This window comes from Vreelandella lutescens (genome assembly GCF_014640815.1).
In the GTDB taxonomy this organism is placed as follows: Bacteria; Pseudomonadota; Gammaproteobacteria; order Pseudomonadales; family Halomonadaceae; genus Vreelandella; species Vreelandella lutescens.
This window is the reverse complement of the sequence record NZ_BMHM01000001.1, coordinates 115,537-133,750: the sequence shown is the minus strand read 5'-3', so window position 1 is coordinate 133,750 and position 18,214 is coordinate 115,537. Positions and strand designations below refer to the sequence as shown.

Annotated in this window: 13 protein-coding genes; 12 read left to right on the top strand and 1 reads right to left on the bottom strand. The window is 60.4% G+C overall.

Features of this window, described 5'->3' with window-relative positions; genetic code table 11:
- Positions 1 to 61 precede the first annotated feature (61 nt).
- The 3 genes from IEW65_RS00650 (at position 62) to IEW65_RS00640 (ending at position 3,371) form a co-directional block, all read left to right on the top strand.
- Complete coding sequence (locus IEW65_RS00650) at positions 62 to 1,582, top strand: leucyl aminopeptidase (RefSeq protein ID WP_188637595.1); 1,521 nt, start codon at positions 62 to 64, stop codon at positions 1,580 to 1,582.
- Between the two features lie 153 nt (positions 1,583 to 1,735).
- Positions 1,736 to 2,857: a branched-chain amino acid aminotransferase gene (locus IEW65_RS00645; protein ID WP_188637594.1), complete on the top strand. Its 1,122-nt coding sequence runs from the start codon at positions 1,736 to 1,738 to the stop codon at positions 2,855 to 2,857.
- Between the two features lie 82 nt (positions 2,858 to 2,939).
- Entirely contained in the window at positions 2,940 to 3,371 is a 432-nt protein-coding gene (locus tag IEW65_RS00640) for a DNA polymerase III subunit chi (protein ID WP_044630655.1), read from the top strand.
- A 92-nt stretch (positions 3,372 to 3,463) separates the two neighbouring features.
- Here the strand turns inward: IEW65_RS00640 and IEW65_RS00635 are convergent, their stop codons facing one another.
- Entirely contained in the window at positions 3,464 to 3,931 is a 468-nt protein-coding gene (locus IEW65_RS00635) for a Spy/CpxP family protein refolding chaperone (RefSeq protein ID WP_188637593.1), read from the bottom strand.
- A gap of 163 nt (positions 3,932 to 4,094) precedes the next feature.
- On the opposite strand from IEW65_RS00635, the gene IEW65_RS00630 reads away from it, so the two are divergent.
- From IEW65_RS00630 to IEW65_RS00590, 9 genes are all read left to right on the top strand, one after another.
- Positions 4,095 to 5,258, top strand: a complete 1,164-nt coding sequence (locus tag IEW65_RS00630; protein ID WP_188637592.1) for an MFS transporter — start codon at positions 4,095 to 4,097, stop codon at positions 5,256 to 5,258.
- An 81-nt stretch (positions 5,259 to 5,339) separates the two neighbouring features.
- A complete protein-coding gene (locus tag IEW65_RS00625; RefSeq protein WP_188637591.1) occupies positions 5,340 to 6,131 on the top strand; it encodes a SapC family protein in 792 nt (263 codons plus the stop codon).
- A 34-nt stretch (positions 6,132 to 6,165) separates the two neighbouring features.
- A complete protein-coding gene (locus IEW65_RS00620) occupies positions 6,166 to 7,593 on the top strand; it encodes a TolC family protein (RefSeq protein WP_422822588.1) in 1,428 nt (475 codons plus the stop codon).
- A complete protein-coding gene (locus IEW65_RS00615) occupies positions 7,580 to 9,718 on the top strand; it encodes a type I secretion system permease/ATPase (RefSeq protein ID WP_188637589.1) in 2,139 nt (712 codons plus the stop codon). Before IEW65_RS00620 ends, IEW65_RS00615 begins: the two co-directional genes overlap by 14 nt.
- Positions 9,715 to 11,031, top strand: a complete 1,317-nt coding sequence (locus tag IEW65_RS00610) for an HlyD family type I secretion periplasmic adaptor subunit (RefSeq protein ID WP_188637588.1) — start codon at positions 9,715 to 9,717, stop codon at positions 11,029 to 11,031. Before IEW65_RS00615 ends, IEW65_RS00610 begins: the two co-directional genes overlap by 4 nt.
- A gap of 104 nt (positions 11,032 to 11,135) precedes the next feature.
- Positions 11,136 to 13,982: a valine--tRNA ligase gene (locus tag IEW65_RS00605; RefSeq protein ID WP_188637587.1), complete on the top strand. Its 2,847-nt coding sequence runs from the start codon at positions 11,136 to 11,138 to the stop codon at positions 13,980 to 13,982.
- A 198-nt stretch (positions 13,983 to 14,180) separates the two neighbouring features.
- Entirely contained in the window at positions 14,181 to 15,230 is a 1,050-nt protein-coding gene (locus tag IEW65_RS00600) for an aminoglycoside phosphotransferase family protein (protein WP_188637586.1), read from the top strand.
- 24 nt (positions 15,231 to 15,254) lie between these two features.
- The gene (locus tag IEW65_RS00595; protein WP_188637585.1) at positions 15,255 to 16,472 is read left to right on the top strand and encodes an ABC transporter substrate-binding protein; all 1,218 of its coding nucleotides are present in this window, start codon (positions 15,255 to 15,257) and stop codon (positions 16,470 to 16,472) included.
- Positions 16,473 to 16,508: 36 nt separating this feature from the next.
- Entirely contained in the window at positions 16,509 to 18,197 is a 1,689-nt protein-coding gene (locus IEW65_RS00590) for an ABC transporter permease (protein ID WP_188637584.1), read from the top strand.
- The last annotated feature ends 17 nt before the right edge of the window (positions 18,198 to 18,214 follow it).

The following is an 18,214-nucleotide window of genomic DNA, read 5'->3' as shown; positions in this document are numbered from 1 at the left end:
CAAACACTCAATAACGGGGCATTATCCCGAATCACTCGTTGCTTGTCTTGTTGGAGACGTCATGGAATTTTCCGTTCAGACCGCGAACCCAGCCAAAGCCGAAACGGCTTGCCTCGTTCTCCCTGTCTATAAAGGTAGCGACTTACTGCCCTCTGTCGCCAAATTAGACGACGCCAGCGAGCGGTTAATCGGCCAACTGCTGGAGCGCGGTGACTTCGATGCCACCCTGGGCAACGTTCAACTCGTGCCCTTCGCACCGGGGCTAGGCGCCGAGCGCATCCTGTTAGTAGGCTTGGGCGAGCGCGCAAAATGCCAGGAAGCGGCCTTTATTAAAGCCCTAGATGCGGCGATGGTGGCGCTGACCAAACTGCCCATCGATGAAGCCAGCGCCACCTTTACCGATGTGCCGCTTGAAGGCCGCGATGCAGTCTGGAAAGCACGCAAAACGCTGGAAGCCGCCGAACGCGCGATTTACCGTTTTGATCAATTTAAGTCATCGCCTGCCAAAGCGCCTAGCTTGGCCAAGCTCACGTTGATCGTTAGCGATGCCAGCGACGCCCCCCTGGCCAAGCAAGGTGCCGCCCTTGGCACCGCCATTGGTCAGGGCATCAATTTCACCCGCACGCTCGGCAACCTACCGGGCAATGTGTGTACACCGCGCTATTTAGCCGAACAGGCAGAAGCATTGGGGCGCGATTCCCAAGGCGCGCTCGACGTTGAAATCTTAGACGAAGAAGCACTGGAAGCGCTCGGCGCTCATTCACTGCTGTCAGTGGGCCGCGGCAGCGTTGAGCCCACACGACTCATCGTGATGAAGTACCAGGGGGCAGAGAACCCTGAAGAAGCGCCCCATGTACTGGTAGGTAAAGGCATCACCTTCGATACCGGCGGCATTTCGCTGAAGCCCGGCGAAGGCATGGATGAAATGAAGTTTGATATGGGCGGCGCGGCCAGCGTCTTCGGTACGGTGAAAGCCGTGCTGGCCATCAAACCCAAGCTCAACGCCGTGTTTATTGTTGCCGCTGCCGAGAACATGCCCGACGGCGCCGCCACCAAACCGGGCGACATCATTAAAACCCTGAAAGGCCTGACGGTTGAAGTGCTCAACACCGATGCCGAAGGCCGCCTGGTGCTGTGCGACGCCCTCACCTACGCAGAGCGCTTTACGCCGGCCAGCGTGGTCGATATCGCCACCTTAACGGGTGCGGCCATTATTGCCCTTGGCCATCACGCTACCGGTCTGCTCTCCAATGACGATGACCTAGCGCTTGATCTACTGGATGCCGGTGAAACCGCCTGGGACCGCGCGTGGCACCTGCCGCTATGGGATGAGTATCAGGAGCAGCTGGACTCCAACTTTGCCGACTTGGCCAACATCGGTGGGCGTCCGGCCGGTACGATTACCGCCGCGTGTTTCCTATCGCGCTTTGCCGACCACTTCCCCTGGGCGCACCTTGATATTGCCGGCACCGCTTGGCACTCCGGCAAACAGAAAGGCGCTACTGGCCGCCCGGTGGGTCTGCTTACCCAGTATCTGCTTGATCGTGAATCCGACGCTCAAGTCGAAAATAGCGACGCCTAACCCCACAAACAGGCCAACAATGGTTGCCTTTCGTTAACGCAACCGTTAAACCTGAAAGCATGAGCGTGTGCCGCTGCTAGGTAGGCACACGCTACCCAAACGATACGCTTATATATGCCCTTCGGGGCTTGGCTCTAGCGGAGAGAATACGCCGTGCCCACAGCTTCAGATGCTCAACTTGAATCGCGTTTTGAAATTCTGCCGTCCAACCAGCCGACGGCCGATGACATTCGTGACAACATCCTGCAAAACCCAGGATTTGGTAAATACTTCACCGACCATATGGCGCACGTGCGCTGGACTGTCGATGCCGACTGGCACGGCCACCAAGTACGCCCTTACGGCCCACTCACCCTGGACCCCGCCGCTTCCGTGCTGCACTACGGCCAGGAAATTTTTGAGGGTATCAAAGCGTACCGCCATGCCGATGGCTCTATCTGGACCTTCCGCCCAGAGAAAAACGCCGAGCGTTTCCGCCGCAGTGCTCGTCGCTTAGCGCTGCCCGAGCTTGCCGATGACGACTTCATCGGTTCACTCAAAGCGCTGCTGGCGCAAGACCACGCCTGGGTACCTACCCCGGCCAGCGACGCCGACGAGTGCAGTCTCTACCTGCGCCCGTTTATGATTGCCTCTGAGGCTTTCCTTGGCGTGCGTCCGGCTCACGAAGTGGACTACTACGTGATTGCATCCCCGGCGGCGGCCTACTTCAAAGGTGGCATTGAACCGGTCTCTATCTGGCTCTCCTCCCACTACAAGCGTGCGGCCCCTGGCGGTACCGGCTTTGCCAAGTGCGGTGGCAACTACGCCGCATCGCTGGCTGCCCAAAAAGAAGCCGCCGCCAACGGTTGCAGCCAGGTCGCCTTCTTGGACGCTGCTGAAAACAAGTGGATCGAAGAGCTGGGCGGCATGAACCTATTCTTCGTTTACAAAGATGGCCGCATCGTCACACCTCGCCTGACCGACACCATCTTGGAAGGCGTGACCCGCAACTCTGTCCTCACTTTGGCCAAAGACGCGGGCCTCACCCCAGAAGAGCGCGCGATCAGCATCGACGAGTGGCGCGAAGGTGCCGCCTCCGGCGAGATTACCGAGGTGTTCGCCTGCGGTACGGCTGCCGTGATTACGCCGGTTGGCGAACTGGTCACGGAAAACGAGCGTATTCGTCTTCAGGGTGATGGCAACAACGAAGTGGCCAAGCGCATTCGCAAAACCCTGCTCGACCTTCAATATGGCCGCAGCGAAGACAAATACGGCTGGCTGACCCGCTTGGTATAACCCTCTAGCGTTACTCAACACCTGGCCGCCACTCACCGTAGCGGCCAGGCTGCCAAGCGCGTTGACCCCGCTGGAGCCACCGATGGCACGCATCGATTTTTATATTCTGCCCGATACCACCCTAGAAGCGCGTTTACAGTTCGCCTGCAAGCTCGCCGAGACGATCCACCGCAAAGGGTACCGACTGCACCTGCACTGCGAAGACAAAGCACTGGCCGAACAGGCCGACGAAGCGCTGTGGCAGTTCCGCGATGATGCTTACCTGCCTCATGCACTAGAAGATAGCGAGCTGGCCGACAGTGTGCCCATCACACTAGGCTGGCAGCAGCTACCGGTGCCCACTGAAGAGACGGCGCTGCTGAACCTGCACCCCGATATTCCCGAAGGTATTGAGCATTTCGCCCGGATTGCTGAAATTATCAATCAACACCAACACGTGCTGGTTGCTAAACGCGCCTGCTGGCAGCGCTATAAAGCACTGGGGCATGAAGTAGTGCCACATAAGCTGGGGTAAATAAGCGAAAAGATCATCCGCTATAAACGCGTAACCCCGCACTTAGCGGGGTCATCAAAAGAGTAGGGCAATCACTGCAGTCTGTCTTTGCCTTAGCCTCCCTGTTGCTCCATCTGCTGCTGCATCTGCTCTTGCATCTGTTGCATCTGCTCCTGCCGCTGAGCCATGGCCTCATCCAGCTGGTCTTGCTGTTCCTGAGTGAATACGCCTTCAATTTGCGACTGTATGATGATGCTATCAGCGGTCATCTCAGCCGTCAGGTCACCAAGCTTCTCTGCGTCCGCGCGAATGGCGGCTTCATCGTAATCAGACTGAACGTGTTCACTAAGCTGCTGTTGCAGCTGCTGGGCTTCCTGCTCATTAGCACCGATGTCATTTTGCATCTGGGTCAGAAGGTTGGTGAGCTCTTGCTTCTGCCCCTCATCCAGATTCACCATTTCGTCGAGTTGGTTAACTTGGTCATCAATACTGGGGGCACCACCACCCATTTGCTGAGCCATCGCGGGCACACTGAACGTTAGGGCGGCTACGGCTGGGACGAAAAGCTTTGTTAACTGCATTAAAGACTCCAATGTCTTACAAATGTGTATTTCCTACCCGACGCAATCCTGACGGGTTATGTGGTCCGACAGTGCTGTTTTCGAAAAATTCGTCGTAACGGCAAATTGTTGATTACCATGAGCAGAACCTAGCCGCGCCCTTTGTACTCATGGAGACGTCAACGTGTTCACGCGCTACCCGCTTGTTACGATCGTCATCGCCCAGCTATTTGGCACCTCGCTATGGTTTAGCGTTAACGGCGTTGGCTTAGCGCTGCAGGAAGCCGTGGGCCTTAGCGAAAGCGACCTAGGGCTGCTGACTATCGCCGTGCAGGCGGGGTTTATTACCGGCACCCTGCTGATTGCGACCACTGGCTTGGCCGACCGCGTGCGCGCCAGCCACCTGTTTGCGATGTCTGCTGTACTCGGTGCGCTGATTAACGCGGCCTTTATTAGCGTCGCAGATAGCGTCACCTTAGCGGCAATGGCACGTTTTTTAGTCGGGCTCTGTCTTGCGGGCATTTATCCGCTGGGCATGAAGCTGGTGGTGAGCTGGACACCCACTCACGCAGGCTCGGCGCTTGGCTGGCTGGTGGGTATGCTCACCCTTGGCATTGCCTCGCCACATCTGCTGCGCGGGCTTACCCTGCACCTGCCCTGGCAGTGGCCACTGCTGTTGGCCTCTGCTCTTGCTCTTCTGGCAGCGCTGATGATTTTCAAGCTAGGCGTTGGGCCACACCTGCCTGCCAAGGCCAACGGCGGTCGTCCATGGGCGGGGCTGGCCGCATTTAAAGAGAAGAACTTCCGCGCCGCCGCACTGGGTTACTTCGGCCACTGCTGGGAGCTTTACGCTCTCTGGGCACTGGTGCCTTTTTTGGTCGCCAGAGAGCTGGAGCGCTTAGGCGCGGCCCCGGGCCTGCAGCCGTGGCTAAGCTTTGCGGTGATTGCCCTGGGACTTCCCGGCTGCGTATGGGCAGGTTGGTGGAGCCGACGTATGGGTAGCGCGCGGGTCGCGTTTATCGCGCTGGCGGTATCTGGCACGCTGTGCCTTATTTATCCGCTGCTAGGCGGCATTTCCCCCTGGCTGCTGCTGGCGCTGCTCGCCCTATGGGGCGTGAGCGTGATTGCCGACTCCGCCCAGTTCTCTGCCCTGGCGTCTGCCAGCGCGCCGCCCGAGCGGCTGGGCGCGGCGCTGGCCATGATGAATGCGATTGGTTTTGGCCTCACGATTCCCTCCATTGCGCTAGTCACGGCGCTATGGGCTAGCCAAGGGCATTGGGTCATTTGGTGGCTACTGCCTGGGCCTATCATTGGTTTAATCACCATGCGCAGGCTGGTCATCCGCTGACGGTGGCGGCTGCGTTTGGTAAGGTGCCCTCTCTCGCCCCTATCGCATCATCGCCCTTATCGCATCAAAAAGGTGTCTGTCATGACTCACGCTGCCCACTGGGTGCCACTCAGCCAAGAGCACCACGGCGGTTTAATGTGGCAGCGTTTTACTGCCTACCACTTCGCGAAAACCACTACCCAGGTCGCACTGGCAGACGCTGAGCTTCGCCATGCGGCGGCGAACTTTCCAATAGCGCTGACGGAAACTAACGAAGGTTGGCAGGCCGTTGCGCTGCTGGGGTTGGAAGACGGGTTGGAAGACGGCCAGAACCTTCTGGTAGACGATCAGGGACGCTGGCGGGCAGCCTATGTGCCTGCCGCGCTGCGCAGCCACCCGTTTGGCCTACATTCTGACTATCCTGGCAGGCTGTGTATTGACCAGCACTCGCCTTATGTCGTTGAACGCTTAGATGCCGAGCCTTTTTTCAACCAGCACGGCGAGCTTGCCCGCTTTCCCGCCCAGGTGCTTACATTTCTACAGCAGCGTGAACAAGGCTGTCAGCGGCTTTCCACGCGTATTGCCACGCTGGCCAAGGCGACACTGCTGACTCCCTGGCAGCCACACGGTTATCAAGGCAGCGCGCCGCTGTATCAAATCGATGAGCGCGCTTGGCAGGCACTTTCTACCAAACAAGTAGGGCTTTTCTGGCAATTGGGCGCCGTGCCTTTGGTGTACGCTCAGCTGCAATCTCAACAGCAGCTTGGCCGTTTGCAGCTCTATCAGCAACGCAAGGCGACGGCAGAGCCGTCCGTGCCGCCCTCAGATCCCCTTGCCCAGTGGCAAGAAGCACTGAGCAGCGAAGCCGAATATGACTGGCCGAGCGCTACCTAAACGCGCTAAGTACCGATGGTATTCAGGAAAGATGATGAACGTGAACGTAACCAGGTCGTTAATGCTCAGCCTACTGCTGGTAAGCCCCGCACTGATTGCCCAACCCATGCCGGAGGAGCCGCTAACTGCGGTGGCCCCGTTGCCCGCCTCCTCTCTGGAAGGCCCGGCTTTTTCACCCGAGCTAAAAGAGCTCCTCAACCGCTTTCGCTGGCAGCCTAGTGAAACGGCAGGCAGCTCTGTGGCGCTGGTCGCGCTGCGTGAAAAAATTCAACAGGCCATCGAGCAGCAGCCCGGCATTTTGGCTCAGCGCTCTCGGGAGCGAGAATCCGTGCTGCGCATTGACGAAGTGCGCGCGGTGCGCCGCCCTCAAGTGAACGCGGGCCTTGAGTACCGCAACGACCTCCAGCGTACCGAGTCACTGCCCGACCGAGGCTCCCGCGTCGATGCCGTGGTTACGCTGAGCCAGCTACTGCTGGATTTTGGTGCGAGCAGTGAGCGTGTCCGCGCCGCCGACCTCAGCGCCGAGGCGACGTTTTGGCAGTCCCAGTCCAGCGTTGAAGAGGAAGTCCTCTACGCAGTCAACGCTTATCTGGATGTGGCTCGTCTGACCGCCCAGCGCCAGTTGGCCGAGCATAACCTTGAGCAGCACCAACGTATTTTTGAAGACGTGAGCCTTCGCCGTGAAGCGGGTGCAGGCTCACGAGCCGACGTTTTGCGCGCGCAAAGCCGCTTGAGCGATGCTGAATCGCGCTTGGTCACATTAGAGGGCGAGCTGGCCCGCGCAATCAACGTGTATCAGGAAGCGTTTTTCACCACGCCGGATGTGCTGGCGCTGCCACAGGGCGCTGCGCTGCTAAGCGATGCCACTGCCGAGCGGCTGCTAGACAGAGCGCTGGCGCAAAACGCCGCGCTGCGTAGCCAAACGCTGACCAGTGAAGCCAGCGACGCCGAGGCACAAGCCACCCGGAACGCCCGGCTGCCCAGCCTAAGCGTGGCGGTAGAGGGCCGCCAGTTCGATGTAAACGATTTCAACGAATCCGATAACGACGTGGCGCTGCTCTTTAACGTGGATTACACCCCCTACAGCGGCGGTGCTACCTCCTCGCGGGTCGCCCAAGCGGTCGAACGCCAGCAGCAGAGCCAGTACGAGCAGCAGGCGCTGCGCCGCGAGCTGGAGCGCGAAGTACGCTCGGCCTACACCGATACCCGCACCCGACGCGCGGAGCTGGAAGCGCAAACTGCCACGCTCGCCGCCGAAGAGGAGGCCCTGCTGGCCTACCGCGACCAGTTTGCCGTTGGCCGCAGCAGCATCAATGACTTGCTCGACGCCCAGCGTGACCTATTTCAAACCGCGCTAGAACTGATTAACCGCCGGGTGCGCTGGGAACAGGCCGCTTTCCAGCAGCTTGCGGTCACTGGTGAACTGTTGGATGTGATGGAGATTCACCTTGAACGCCGCTAAGCCCTATCAGGACGATCTAGAGCAGTGCTTGACCTTTGTAGCCGCCCACCTGGAGCTGCCCGTTTCCGAAGCCGCCGTGCGTGCTCACCGGGTGGGCAACGAATCACCGCTGACACCAGACGGTTTTATTGATGCCGCCGAACGCCACGGCATGGTGGCCGCACTGGGCGAGCATACTCTCGCCACGCTGGGTAACTCGCTGCTGCCTGCCGTGGCGCTGCTGAAAAATGGCCGCGCGGTGGTCCTTATCGAGCGTATCAATGAGGAGCGCGTTGCGCTGTTTGATCCGGCCCTGGGAAAACAGCCGGTGGAAACCGACGTGAGCGCCCTGGAAGAGGCGTATATCGGCCACCTCATTGCCGTACGCGCCCGCTACCGCCCGGTCAGCCTGCATAGCGAACCAGCGATTCAAGGCGGCCACTGGTTCTGGAGCGCGCTCTCCTCGAATCGCTGGGTGTATACCCAAGTGATCATTGCCGCTGCGCTCACCAACTTTTTAGGTCTAGCCACGTCGCTGTTCATTATGGTGGTGTACGACCGCGTACTGCCTAACGAAGCGGTGGAGTCGCTGGTGGCGCTCACGATTGGCGTGAGTATCGCCCTGCTGTTCGATTTTGCGGTAAAAACCCTGCGCCAGCTGTTTATCGAACGGGCTGGCCAGGAAGCGGACTTGCGCATGGGACGGCGTATTTTTGATCACGTGCTCAACCTGCAAATGAGCGCGAAGCGTGGCTCTACGGGCGGCTTTGCCAATACCCTCAGAGAGTTCGAGACGCTGCGCGACTTCTTCGCCTCGGCGTCGCTGGTTGCCATTGTCGACCTGCCGTTTATCCTGCTGTTCATTGGCGTGATTTACTTAATCGGCGGGCCGCTGGCCATCATCCCGATGATCGCCGTCCCCCTCGTATTGCTGATTGGCATTGCCGTTCAGCCGTTTCTCAAACGTCTTTCTGGTCAAGCTTTTGAAGAGAGCCGCTCCAAGCAGGGCGTGTTGATCGAGGCCGTTGCTGGCTTGGAGACCATCAAGGCCAGCGGCGCGGCACCGATGATTCGTAAACGCTGGGAAGAGAGCGTTCACCAACAGTCGAATGTAGGGCGTAAAGGGCGCGCGATTCAGCAGTTCGCCCTCAACGCCACTGCCTTTGCCCAGCAGGCCGCTCAGGTCAGCATTGTGGTGTACGGGGTCTTTCTAGTGGGCGATGGCACGATCTCCATGGGGGCCATGATCGCCTGCGTCATTCTCACCGGGCGCGCGCTTGCGCCGTTGGCACAGCTGGCGCAAACCATGACCCGCATCAACCAAGCGCGTACCTCCTACCGTGCGCTCGATCAGTTGATGAACATGCCCTCCGAGCGCCCGGCAGGCCGCCACTACCTCAGCCGACCCACGCTGGAAGGCAAGCTGCGCCTGCAGGACGTGAGCTTTCGCTACCCCGAGCAAACCACCGCAGCGCTGGCGAATATCAACCTGACCATCGAGCCCGGCGAGAAAGTCGCCCTGCTTGGCCGCGTCGGCTCCGGCAAGAGTACGCTGGCACGCCTGCTGCTGGGCATTTACCCACCGGAACAGGGCGCTGTCCTGGTCGACGATACCGACCTTCGCCAAATCGACCCTGCGGATTTACGCCACAACATTGGCAGCGTTCTGCAAGAGGCTTGGCTCTTCTCCGGTACCGTGCGGCAAAACATTGCCATTGGTGCCCACCACCCCACCGATGAGCAGATTCTTAACGCCGCCAAGCTCGCCGGAGCCCATGAGTTTATTGCCCGCCACCCAAAAGGCTATGACATGCCGATTGGCGAGCGCGGTGAGGGGCTCTCTGGCGGTCAGCGCCAGTTGATCTGTCTGGCCCGCGCCCTGCTGGGCGCGCCGCCCATTCTGCTGATGGATGAACCCACCAGCGCCATGGATATTCAAACCGAAAAAGAGGTGATTGCGCGCCTGAAAGCCGCGAGCCAAACGCAGACACTGGTGGTGGTCACTCACCGCACCAGCCTGTTGGAGCTGGTGGACCGCGTGGTGATTCTCGACCAGGGCCAAATTGTGGCCGATGGCCCCAAAGCTCAGGTCATGCGACCTGTGGAAGCCGCCCCCCACCGCTCGCGTGAAGGAACCACTCCGTGAACCGTCCTAACTCTCAACTGGATTTTGAGCACTTCGTTCGACACGGACGTGCCAAACGCCCTATCGGCAGTAGCCTGTTACTGCTCACGATCATCGCGTTTCTGCTGATTGGCTTTATTTGGGCCTATCTCACGGAAGTCGATGAAGTCACCCGCGGCCAGGGCAAAGTGGTGCCCTCGCGCAGCCTGCAAGTGGTCGAAAGCCTGGAAGGCGGTGTGGTCACGGAAATTAACGTACGCAGGGGCGATACGGTGGCCCAAGGCGATACCCTTATGGTGCTCAGCGGCGGCACGCTAGAGGGCGACTACGAAGAGAGCCTCCAACGCTTGCGTTCCCTACAGCTGCGCCTGCAGCGCCTGGAAGCAGAAATTAACCAAACCCCATTAGCGCTGGATGAAGCCCTGAGCCAAGCCGCCCCCAGCGTGGCTGCCAGCGAAACACGGCTCTTTCATGGCCGGCAGTTAGAGCTGAATGCAGAGCTACAGGTGCTAGAGCAGCAGGGCTACCAGCGACGCCAAGAGAAAGCCGAGCAGGAAGCCGCCCTCAGCACGGCGCGCTCAGGCGTACAGCTTGCCGAACAGGAGCTAGCGATTATCCAGCCGCTAGCCCAGCGCGGCATCGAACCGGAAACCTCGCTGCTGCGGGTACGCCAATCGCTCAATGAGCTGCGTGGCGAAGTGGCCCGTCAGCAGAGCGCCGTGGCGCGCGCCGAGGCGTCGATTGCGGAAATCGAAGATCGCAAGGTGGCGGCACGCAACGCCTTTGAGGCCGATGCGTTAGCCCAGCTGGCCGAAGCAACCTCTCAAGTCGCTGAGCTGCAAAAAACCCTGCCGGGGCGTGCGGACCAAGTCGCCCGCACCACGATTCGCTCGCCGGTGGATGGCGTGGTCAATCAGGTACACATCAGTACGGTGGGCGGCGTGGCTGGCTCTGGCGAGCCGCTAGTGGAAGTAGTGCCTGCCGATGATGCCCTGGTGGTGGAAGCGCATATTCGCCCGTCCGATATCGCCTTTCTCTACCCCGGCCAGCCGGTCAAAGTGAAACTGACCGCCTACGACTTTGCCCGCTACGGCGGTTTGGACGGCGAGCTGGTCACCATCGCCGCCGACGCGGTAGAAATGCCGGAAAGTGGCGAGCTGATGTACCCTGTGGAAGTGCGTACCGACGGCTATCTTTACGATGCTGACAGCCAGCCCTTAGACATCATGCCGGGCATGGTGGCAGAGATCGATATTCTCAGCGGCAAGCGCAGCGTGCTGGACTACCTGATGGAGCCCGTGGTGAAAGTCCGCGATCGCGCCCTGCGCGACTAATGCCCTAAAGCGCCAACGCACAGCAAGACGCAACGCCCCTGACGAGTGCGGGGCGTTCGCGCTATACTTGCCCCCATTTTTTGCAAGCCGTGAGCCGACTCCCCATGGAAAAGACCTACCAACCCGAACAGATCGAAACCCGCTGGTACGAACGCTGGGAAGCCGATAACCGCTTCGCCCCCTCTGGCCGCGGCAAGCCCTTCTCGATCATGATTCCGCCGCCCAACGTGACCGGCAGCCTGCACATGGGCCACGCGTTCCAGGACACCATCATGGATACCCTGACGCGCTGGAAGCGGATGCAGGGCAACAACACCCTGTGGCAGGTAGGCACCGACCACGCCGGTATCGCCACGCAAATGCTGGTGGAGCGTAAAATTGCCGCCGAAGAGGGCAAAACCCGCCACGACCTCGGCCGCGATGCGTTTATCGATAAAGTGTGGGAGTGGAAGGAAGAGTCTGGCGGCCACATTACCCGCCAGCTGCGCCGCATGGGCGCCAGCGTGGACTGGAGCCGCGAGCGCTTCACTATGGACGACGGCTTCTATAAAGCGGTTCAAGAAGTCTTCGTGCGCCTGCATGAAGAGAAGCTCATCTATCGCGGCAAGCGCTTGGTGAACTGGGACCCTACCCTGCACACCGCCATTTCCGACCTAGAAGTGGAAAACAAAGAGCAGCAGGGCAGCTTCTGGCACTTCCGCTACCCGCTGGCCGACGGCGTCAAAACCGACGACGGCAACGATTACGTGGTGGTCGCCACCACCCGCCCGGAAACCCTGCTGGGCGATACCGGCGTGGCGGTTAACCCGGAAGACCCGCGCTACGCCTCCTTGGTAGGTAAATTCATCGAACTGCCGCTGGTGGGTCGCCGTATTCCTATCGTGGCGGACGAGCACGCCGATATGGAGAAAGGCTCCGGCTGCGTGAAGATCACCCCAGCCCACGACTTTAACGACTACGAAGTCGGCAAGCGCCAGAACCATTTGCTGATCAACGTCTTCACCAAAGATGCGACGATTCTTGAGCAGGCGGAAATCTTCGACCTGAAAGGTCAGCCGCAGCCTGATGAAGACGCCACCCTGCCGGCCAAATACGCGGGCTTGGATCGTTTCGAAGCGCGCAAACAGATCGTCGCCGATATGGATGCCCTCGGCCTGCTGGTGCAGGTAGAGAGCGTCAACAACACCCTGCCCTACGGCGACCGCTCCGGCGATGTCATCGAGCCGCTGCTCACTGATCAGTGGTTCGTGGCGGTGGAGAGCCTCGCCAAGCCCGCTATTGAAGCGGTAGAGAACGGCGACATTCAGTTCGTGCCGAAAAACTACGAGAACATGTACTTCGCCTGGATGCGTGACCTGCAGGACTGGTGTATTTCTCGCCAGCTGTGGTGGGGCCACCGTATTCCCGCCTGGTACGACGCCGACGGCAATGTTTACGTGGCCAGAAGCGAAGAGGAAGCCCGCGAGAAGCATGGCCTGGGCGCTGACGTCGTGCTAACTCAAGACGAAGACGTGCTGGATACCTGGTTCAGCTCAGGCCTGTGGACATTTGGCACCCTCGGCTGGCCGGAAAAAACCCCGGAGCTGGAAACCTTCCACCCCTCCAGCGTGCTGGTGACGGGTTTTGACATCATCTTTTTCTGGGTCGCCCGGATGATCATGATGACGCTGAAGTTCACCGGCGAAGTGCCCTTCAAAACCGTCTACGTACACGGCCTGGTGCGCGACGGCCAGGGCCAGAAGATGTCCAAATCCAAGGGCAACGTACTGGACCCCATCGACCTAATCGATGGCATCACGCTGGATGACCTGCTGGAAAAGCGCACCGGCAACATGATGCAGCCCAAGCAGGCCAAGGCGATTGCCAAAGCCACCAAAGAGGAGTTTAAAGACGGCATCGAGCCCCACGGCACCGATGCGCTGCGCTTTACGTTCCTTTCACAAGCCACCACCGGGCGCGATATCAAGTTTGATATGAACCGCCTGGACGGCTACCGCAACTTCTGCAACAAGCTGTGGAACGCCTCGCGCTATGTGCTGATGAATGCCGAAGGCGAAGATTGCGGCACCAGCGGCGAAGACGTTGAGCTGTCGCTAGCCGATCGCTGGATCATCTCCCAGCTACAGAAAACCGAAGCGCAGGTCACCAAAGCCATGGATGACTACCGCTTCGACCACGCGTCCCAAGCGCTGTACGAGTTTGTTTGGAACGAGTACTGCGACTGGTACCTAGAGCTTTCCAAGCCGGTACTGTGGGACGAAGCGGCCAGCGCCGAAGCCAAACGCGGCACCCGCCGCACCCTGGTGCGGGTACTGGAAACCATTCTGCGCTTGGCCCACCCGATGATGCCCTATATCTCTGAAGAGATTTGGCAGCGCGTGGCACCGCTGGCGGGCACCTACGTAGGCGACGGCGCCTCTATCATGCATCAGGCGTGGCCGGAAGCCGACGAGATCAAGATCGACGAGCAGGCCACCCGCGACATCGAGTGGCTGAAAGGCGTGATCATCGCCGTGCGCAACATCCGCGCCGAGATGAACATTGCCCCCGGTAAGCCGCTGGATGTGCTGCTGACCAAAGGCCAGCCCGAAGACGCCGAGCGCCTGGAGCAGAACCGCCGCTTCCTGGCCAAGCTAGCGAAACTAGAAAGCGTGACGTGGCTGGCCAACCCAGAAGACGCCCCGCTCTCGGCTACCCAGCTGGTCGGCGATATGGAAGTGCTGGTGCCGATGGCGGATCTGATCGATAAAGACGCAGAGCTTGCGCGGCTCGCTAAAGAGATCGAGAAGCAGGACAAGCTGATCGGCGGCATCGAGAAGAAGCTGGGCAACGAAGGTTTTATCGCCAAAGCCCCCGACGCCGTGATCGAAAAAGAGCGCGGCAAACTGGCGGAATTCCAGTCAGCCAAAAAACTGCTCGAAGAGCAGCAGGCGAAGATTGCCGCGATGTAAGCGCTAGATAAATCAACGCTCACTGCAGCATCAACGGCACCCCATGGGTGCCGTTGTCGTTCATACACCCCCTGACTCACCGCCGTAGCCCCCATCGTCATCGTTTTTTATGACGAACCGTGTAAGGTTGGTCATGATTCTGCCACTGAGTAGCAACACTGAACGCTCAGCCCCGTTTCTCACACTATGGAACGCTCTATGCCCACCCTCTCTGAGACTCGACTGCAGGCGTTAGACAACACGCTGCAGCAAGCGGAGATTGATTACCAATCGCTGTCGCCCATGGCCGATACCGGGCTGGCCCATGACCACGTGTGGATTCACCGCGACGGGGATGACTGGGTGGCGCGGCTGCCCAAACAGAGCCAGATGAACCTTCCGCCAGAAGAGAACTTGGCCTATCAAGCCGCCTGCTATGAACGGGCCAGCCAAGGCGGACATACACCTCGGTTGCATAGCGTACTGCCGCCCAGCGAGTCGCTGCCACGCGGCGCGCTGCTGGTCGAGGCGATTCGCGGGCGCTTGGCCGAACTCCCCCAGGACCTGCCAGCCATTGCGGATGCGCTTGCCAGCCTGCACCGCCAGCCGCTGCCTCGCCAGCGCCCGCCGTTGCTGGCTCCTAAAGCGCCGTGGCAGGCCATGGTGGATGAAGTGGCGCAGCAGGCTAAATGGCTGAGCGATGCTCAACTCCCCAGCGGAATCCATCTGCGTATTCAGCAGGAGCTGGATTTACTGCCCCGCACCCTGGATAGCGCAACGCCTACGCTGATTAGCTTTGACACCCACCCCGGCAACTTTTTAATCACCGACGATGGCCGTGCGGTGCTGGTGGATCTTGAGAAGTGTCGCTATGGCCTGCCGGGCATTGATTTAGCCCACACCTCGCTCTACACCTCGACCACTTGGGATCTCAATAGCCAAGCGGTGCTGAGTCTGGAGGAGGTTGTTGGGTTCTATCGTCGCTGGCAGGCCGCCATGGCCACCGCACCCGATATGATGCTGCCCAGCGTCGATACGCTGATTGCTTGCCGACGCGCCACCTGGCTGTGGTCGCTCACCTGGTGTGCCAAGTGGCGCGCTCAGCACCTCCACCATCAGGATAGTGAGCGCCGGGGAGAGGATTGGTCCGCAGAGCTGACCGACGCGCTAGTGATCGACCACGTGCGCGACCGTGTCGAGCACTACCTCTCGCTGCCTATTATTGAACACGTTCATAGTGAACTTCAGTGCCTGCAAACTGCTCTATAACCAACTGATTTTATGAGGTGTGCGATGAAACCACGCTCTGCTCTGGCCACCGCCGTGGCGCTTGCTCTAATCACCCTGACCGCGCCGGCGGTCGCAGCCCCCGACCCGCAAGAGTGGGAGAGTGTATTGGAGGCTGCCGACGGCCAAACCGTGTACTGGAATGCCTGGGGCGGTGATGCGCGCACCAATCGCTATATTGCCTGGGTCGCAGCGCAGATGCAGGAGAGCTATGGCGTTCGCGTGGAGCACGTAAAACTCGACGATACCAGCAGCGCCGTGGCGCGGGTGCTGGGTGAGCAGCAGGCGGGTAACGACAGCGAGGGCAGTATTGATCTTATTTGGATCAACGGTGAAAACTTTGCCGCCATGCGCGAGCAAGATCTGCTATTTGGGCCTTTTGCAGAATCGCTGCCGAACTTCGCCCTCACCTATCCTGAAGAGAACCCCGAAGTCGTCACCGATTTCACTCTGCCCACCGAGGGCTACGAGTCCCCCTGGGGCAAGGCGCAAATCACCTTCTACTACGACAGCGCCCAAACCGACACGCCGCCTCAAAGCATTGAGGCGCTATTCGCCTGGGCCAAAGAGCACCCCGGCCAGTTTAGCTATCCGCGCATCCCGGATTTCACCGGCAGCACGTTCCTCAAGCAGGCGCTGATTGAGCTGACCGATCAAGATGAAGCGCTCTACGCGCCGGTCGAGGATGCCGCCTTCGAGGAGATCACCGCACCGCTGTGGGCCTACTTAGACGCGCTTCACCCGCATTTATGGCGCAGCGGGCGCAGCTTTCCCGAATCCGGCCCTAACCTTCGCACGCTGATGAGCGACGGCGAACTCAGCCTCGCTTTCTCGTTCTACCCCACCGATGCCGCCGTGGCGGTGATGGAGTATGAGCTGCCGGAAAGCGTGCGTAGCTATGTGTTGGAAGACGGCACGCTGGGCAACGTGCACTTCGTGGCGATTCCCTATAACTCGCCCCATAAAGCGGGTGCAATGGCGCTAGCCAACTTCCTGCTCTCCCCGGAAGCACAGGCCCAGAAGCAGTCGCTCAGCATGTGGGGCGACCGCAGCGTGTTAGCGATCCAGCAGCTTGAGCCGAGTGACCAGGCGCTCTTTGAGCAGGGCGAGAGCCACCCAGCAGCGCTGCCCGCCGATGCGCTCTCCAACACCCTTGCTGAACCCCACCCCAGTTGGATGAACGCCCTACAAGATGCCTGGCTTGAGCGTTACGGTGTCAACTAAACGCACGACTCACACCCGCATGCGACTCACTGAACCATGCTGCGACTAGCGCCTCTTCTGATCATTGCCCTGCTGGTGATTCCCGTTACCGCGGGGCTCGGCATGGTGCTGCTGCCCGCCTTTGGCTACTTGCCGGTGCTGGGCAGCGAGCAGGCCAACCTCTCCGCCTGGCAAATGCTGTTCGCCCAGCCGGGGCTTGGCCGCTCGGTGGCGGTCAGCTTTGCCAGCGGCCTGGCCAGTACGGCGCTGGCGCTGTTGATCGTCGTGCTGTTTTTAGCCGCCAGCCAAGGCACCTGGCTGGACCGCAGCCTGCGCCGCTTGGTGTCGCCCCTGCTGGCGATTCCCCACGCGGCGGTGGCGTTCGGCTTTGCGTTTTTGATCGCGCCTTCCGGGCTGATGGCGCGATTCATCTCCCCCTGGCTCTCCGGCTGGGAATCGCCTCCCGATGCGCTGATCGTGAACGACCCCTGGGGGCTTGCGCTCACCTTTGGCCTGGTACTCAAAGAAGCGCCCTTTCTGCTGTTGATGAGCCTGGCGGCGCTGCCCCAGTTACAGGCGGAACAGCGCCTGCGGCTGGCGCGGTCGCTGGGCTATGCGCCCACGCTTGCCTGGCTCAAAGTGGTGCTTCCTTCGCTCTATCCGCTGATTCGCCTGCCGGTGTATGCGGTCATCGCCTACGCGACCTCCGTGGTGGATATGGCGCTGATACTGGGGCCACGCTTGCCGCCTACCTTGAGCGTCTCGATTCTTGGCTGGTTTAACGACCCGGATATTACCCGCCGCTTTATGGCATCAGCCGCCGCGGTGCTGCAACTGGGCGTGACGCTCGCCGCGCTGCTGAGCTGGTGGCTGTTAGAGCAGCTATCCCGCAGGCTTAGCCATCGCTGGCTGACCAACGGCGACCGACAGCGGGGGGAGGCCCTCTTCACCGTGACAGGCCGCGCGGGGTTAACCCTGGCAAGCCTAGCCGCGCTGGCGGCGCTGGTTGGATTAGGGCTTTTCTCGGTGGCCGGGTTTTGGCGTTTTCCTGAGCTGCTGCCGCAGTCGTTTACCTTCGACCACTGGCAGCGCAGCGCCGACATGCTGGCCGGGCCGCTGGTGAATACCGCGCTGATTGCGCTGCTCTCGACCGGCTTGGCGGCAGTGTTGGTCGTCGCCACCCTTGAAAACGAGCAGCGCCAGCAGCTTCACCCTACCCGCTCGCTCTGGCTGCTCTATTTGCCGCTGCTGGTGCCGCAAATCGCATTTTTATATGGCCTAGTGGTGGCCGCCGAGCGTCTGGGCATTCGCCCCCAGCTGGCGCTGGTGGTGGCGGGCCACCTGCTGTTCGTGCTGCCTTATGTGTACCTCTCGCTAGCCGAGGCCTACCGCCGCTTAGATCCGCGCTGGCTGTATATCGCGCAGTCACTGGGCGTCTCTCGCCGCAGGGCGTTTTGGCGTGTGCGGCTGCCGCTAATGATCGCACCGCTGCTCACCGCCGTGGCGGTGGGCTTGGCGGTCAGTATTGGCCAATATTTACCGACTCAACTGTTAGGCGCAGGCAGAGTCTCAACGGTGACCACCGAAGCCGTGGCGCTGGCCTCGGGAGGAAACCGCCGCTTAATCGGCGTGTGGGCGCTGGTACAAGCGGGTCTGCCACTTGTGGGCTTTATGGCCGCTGTCGCCCTGCCCCGGTGGCTAGGCGCTCCACGCCGCGCCCCTCTCAACGTTCAACGCCAAGGTTAAGACGCCCTGTGGATAAG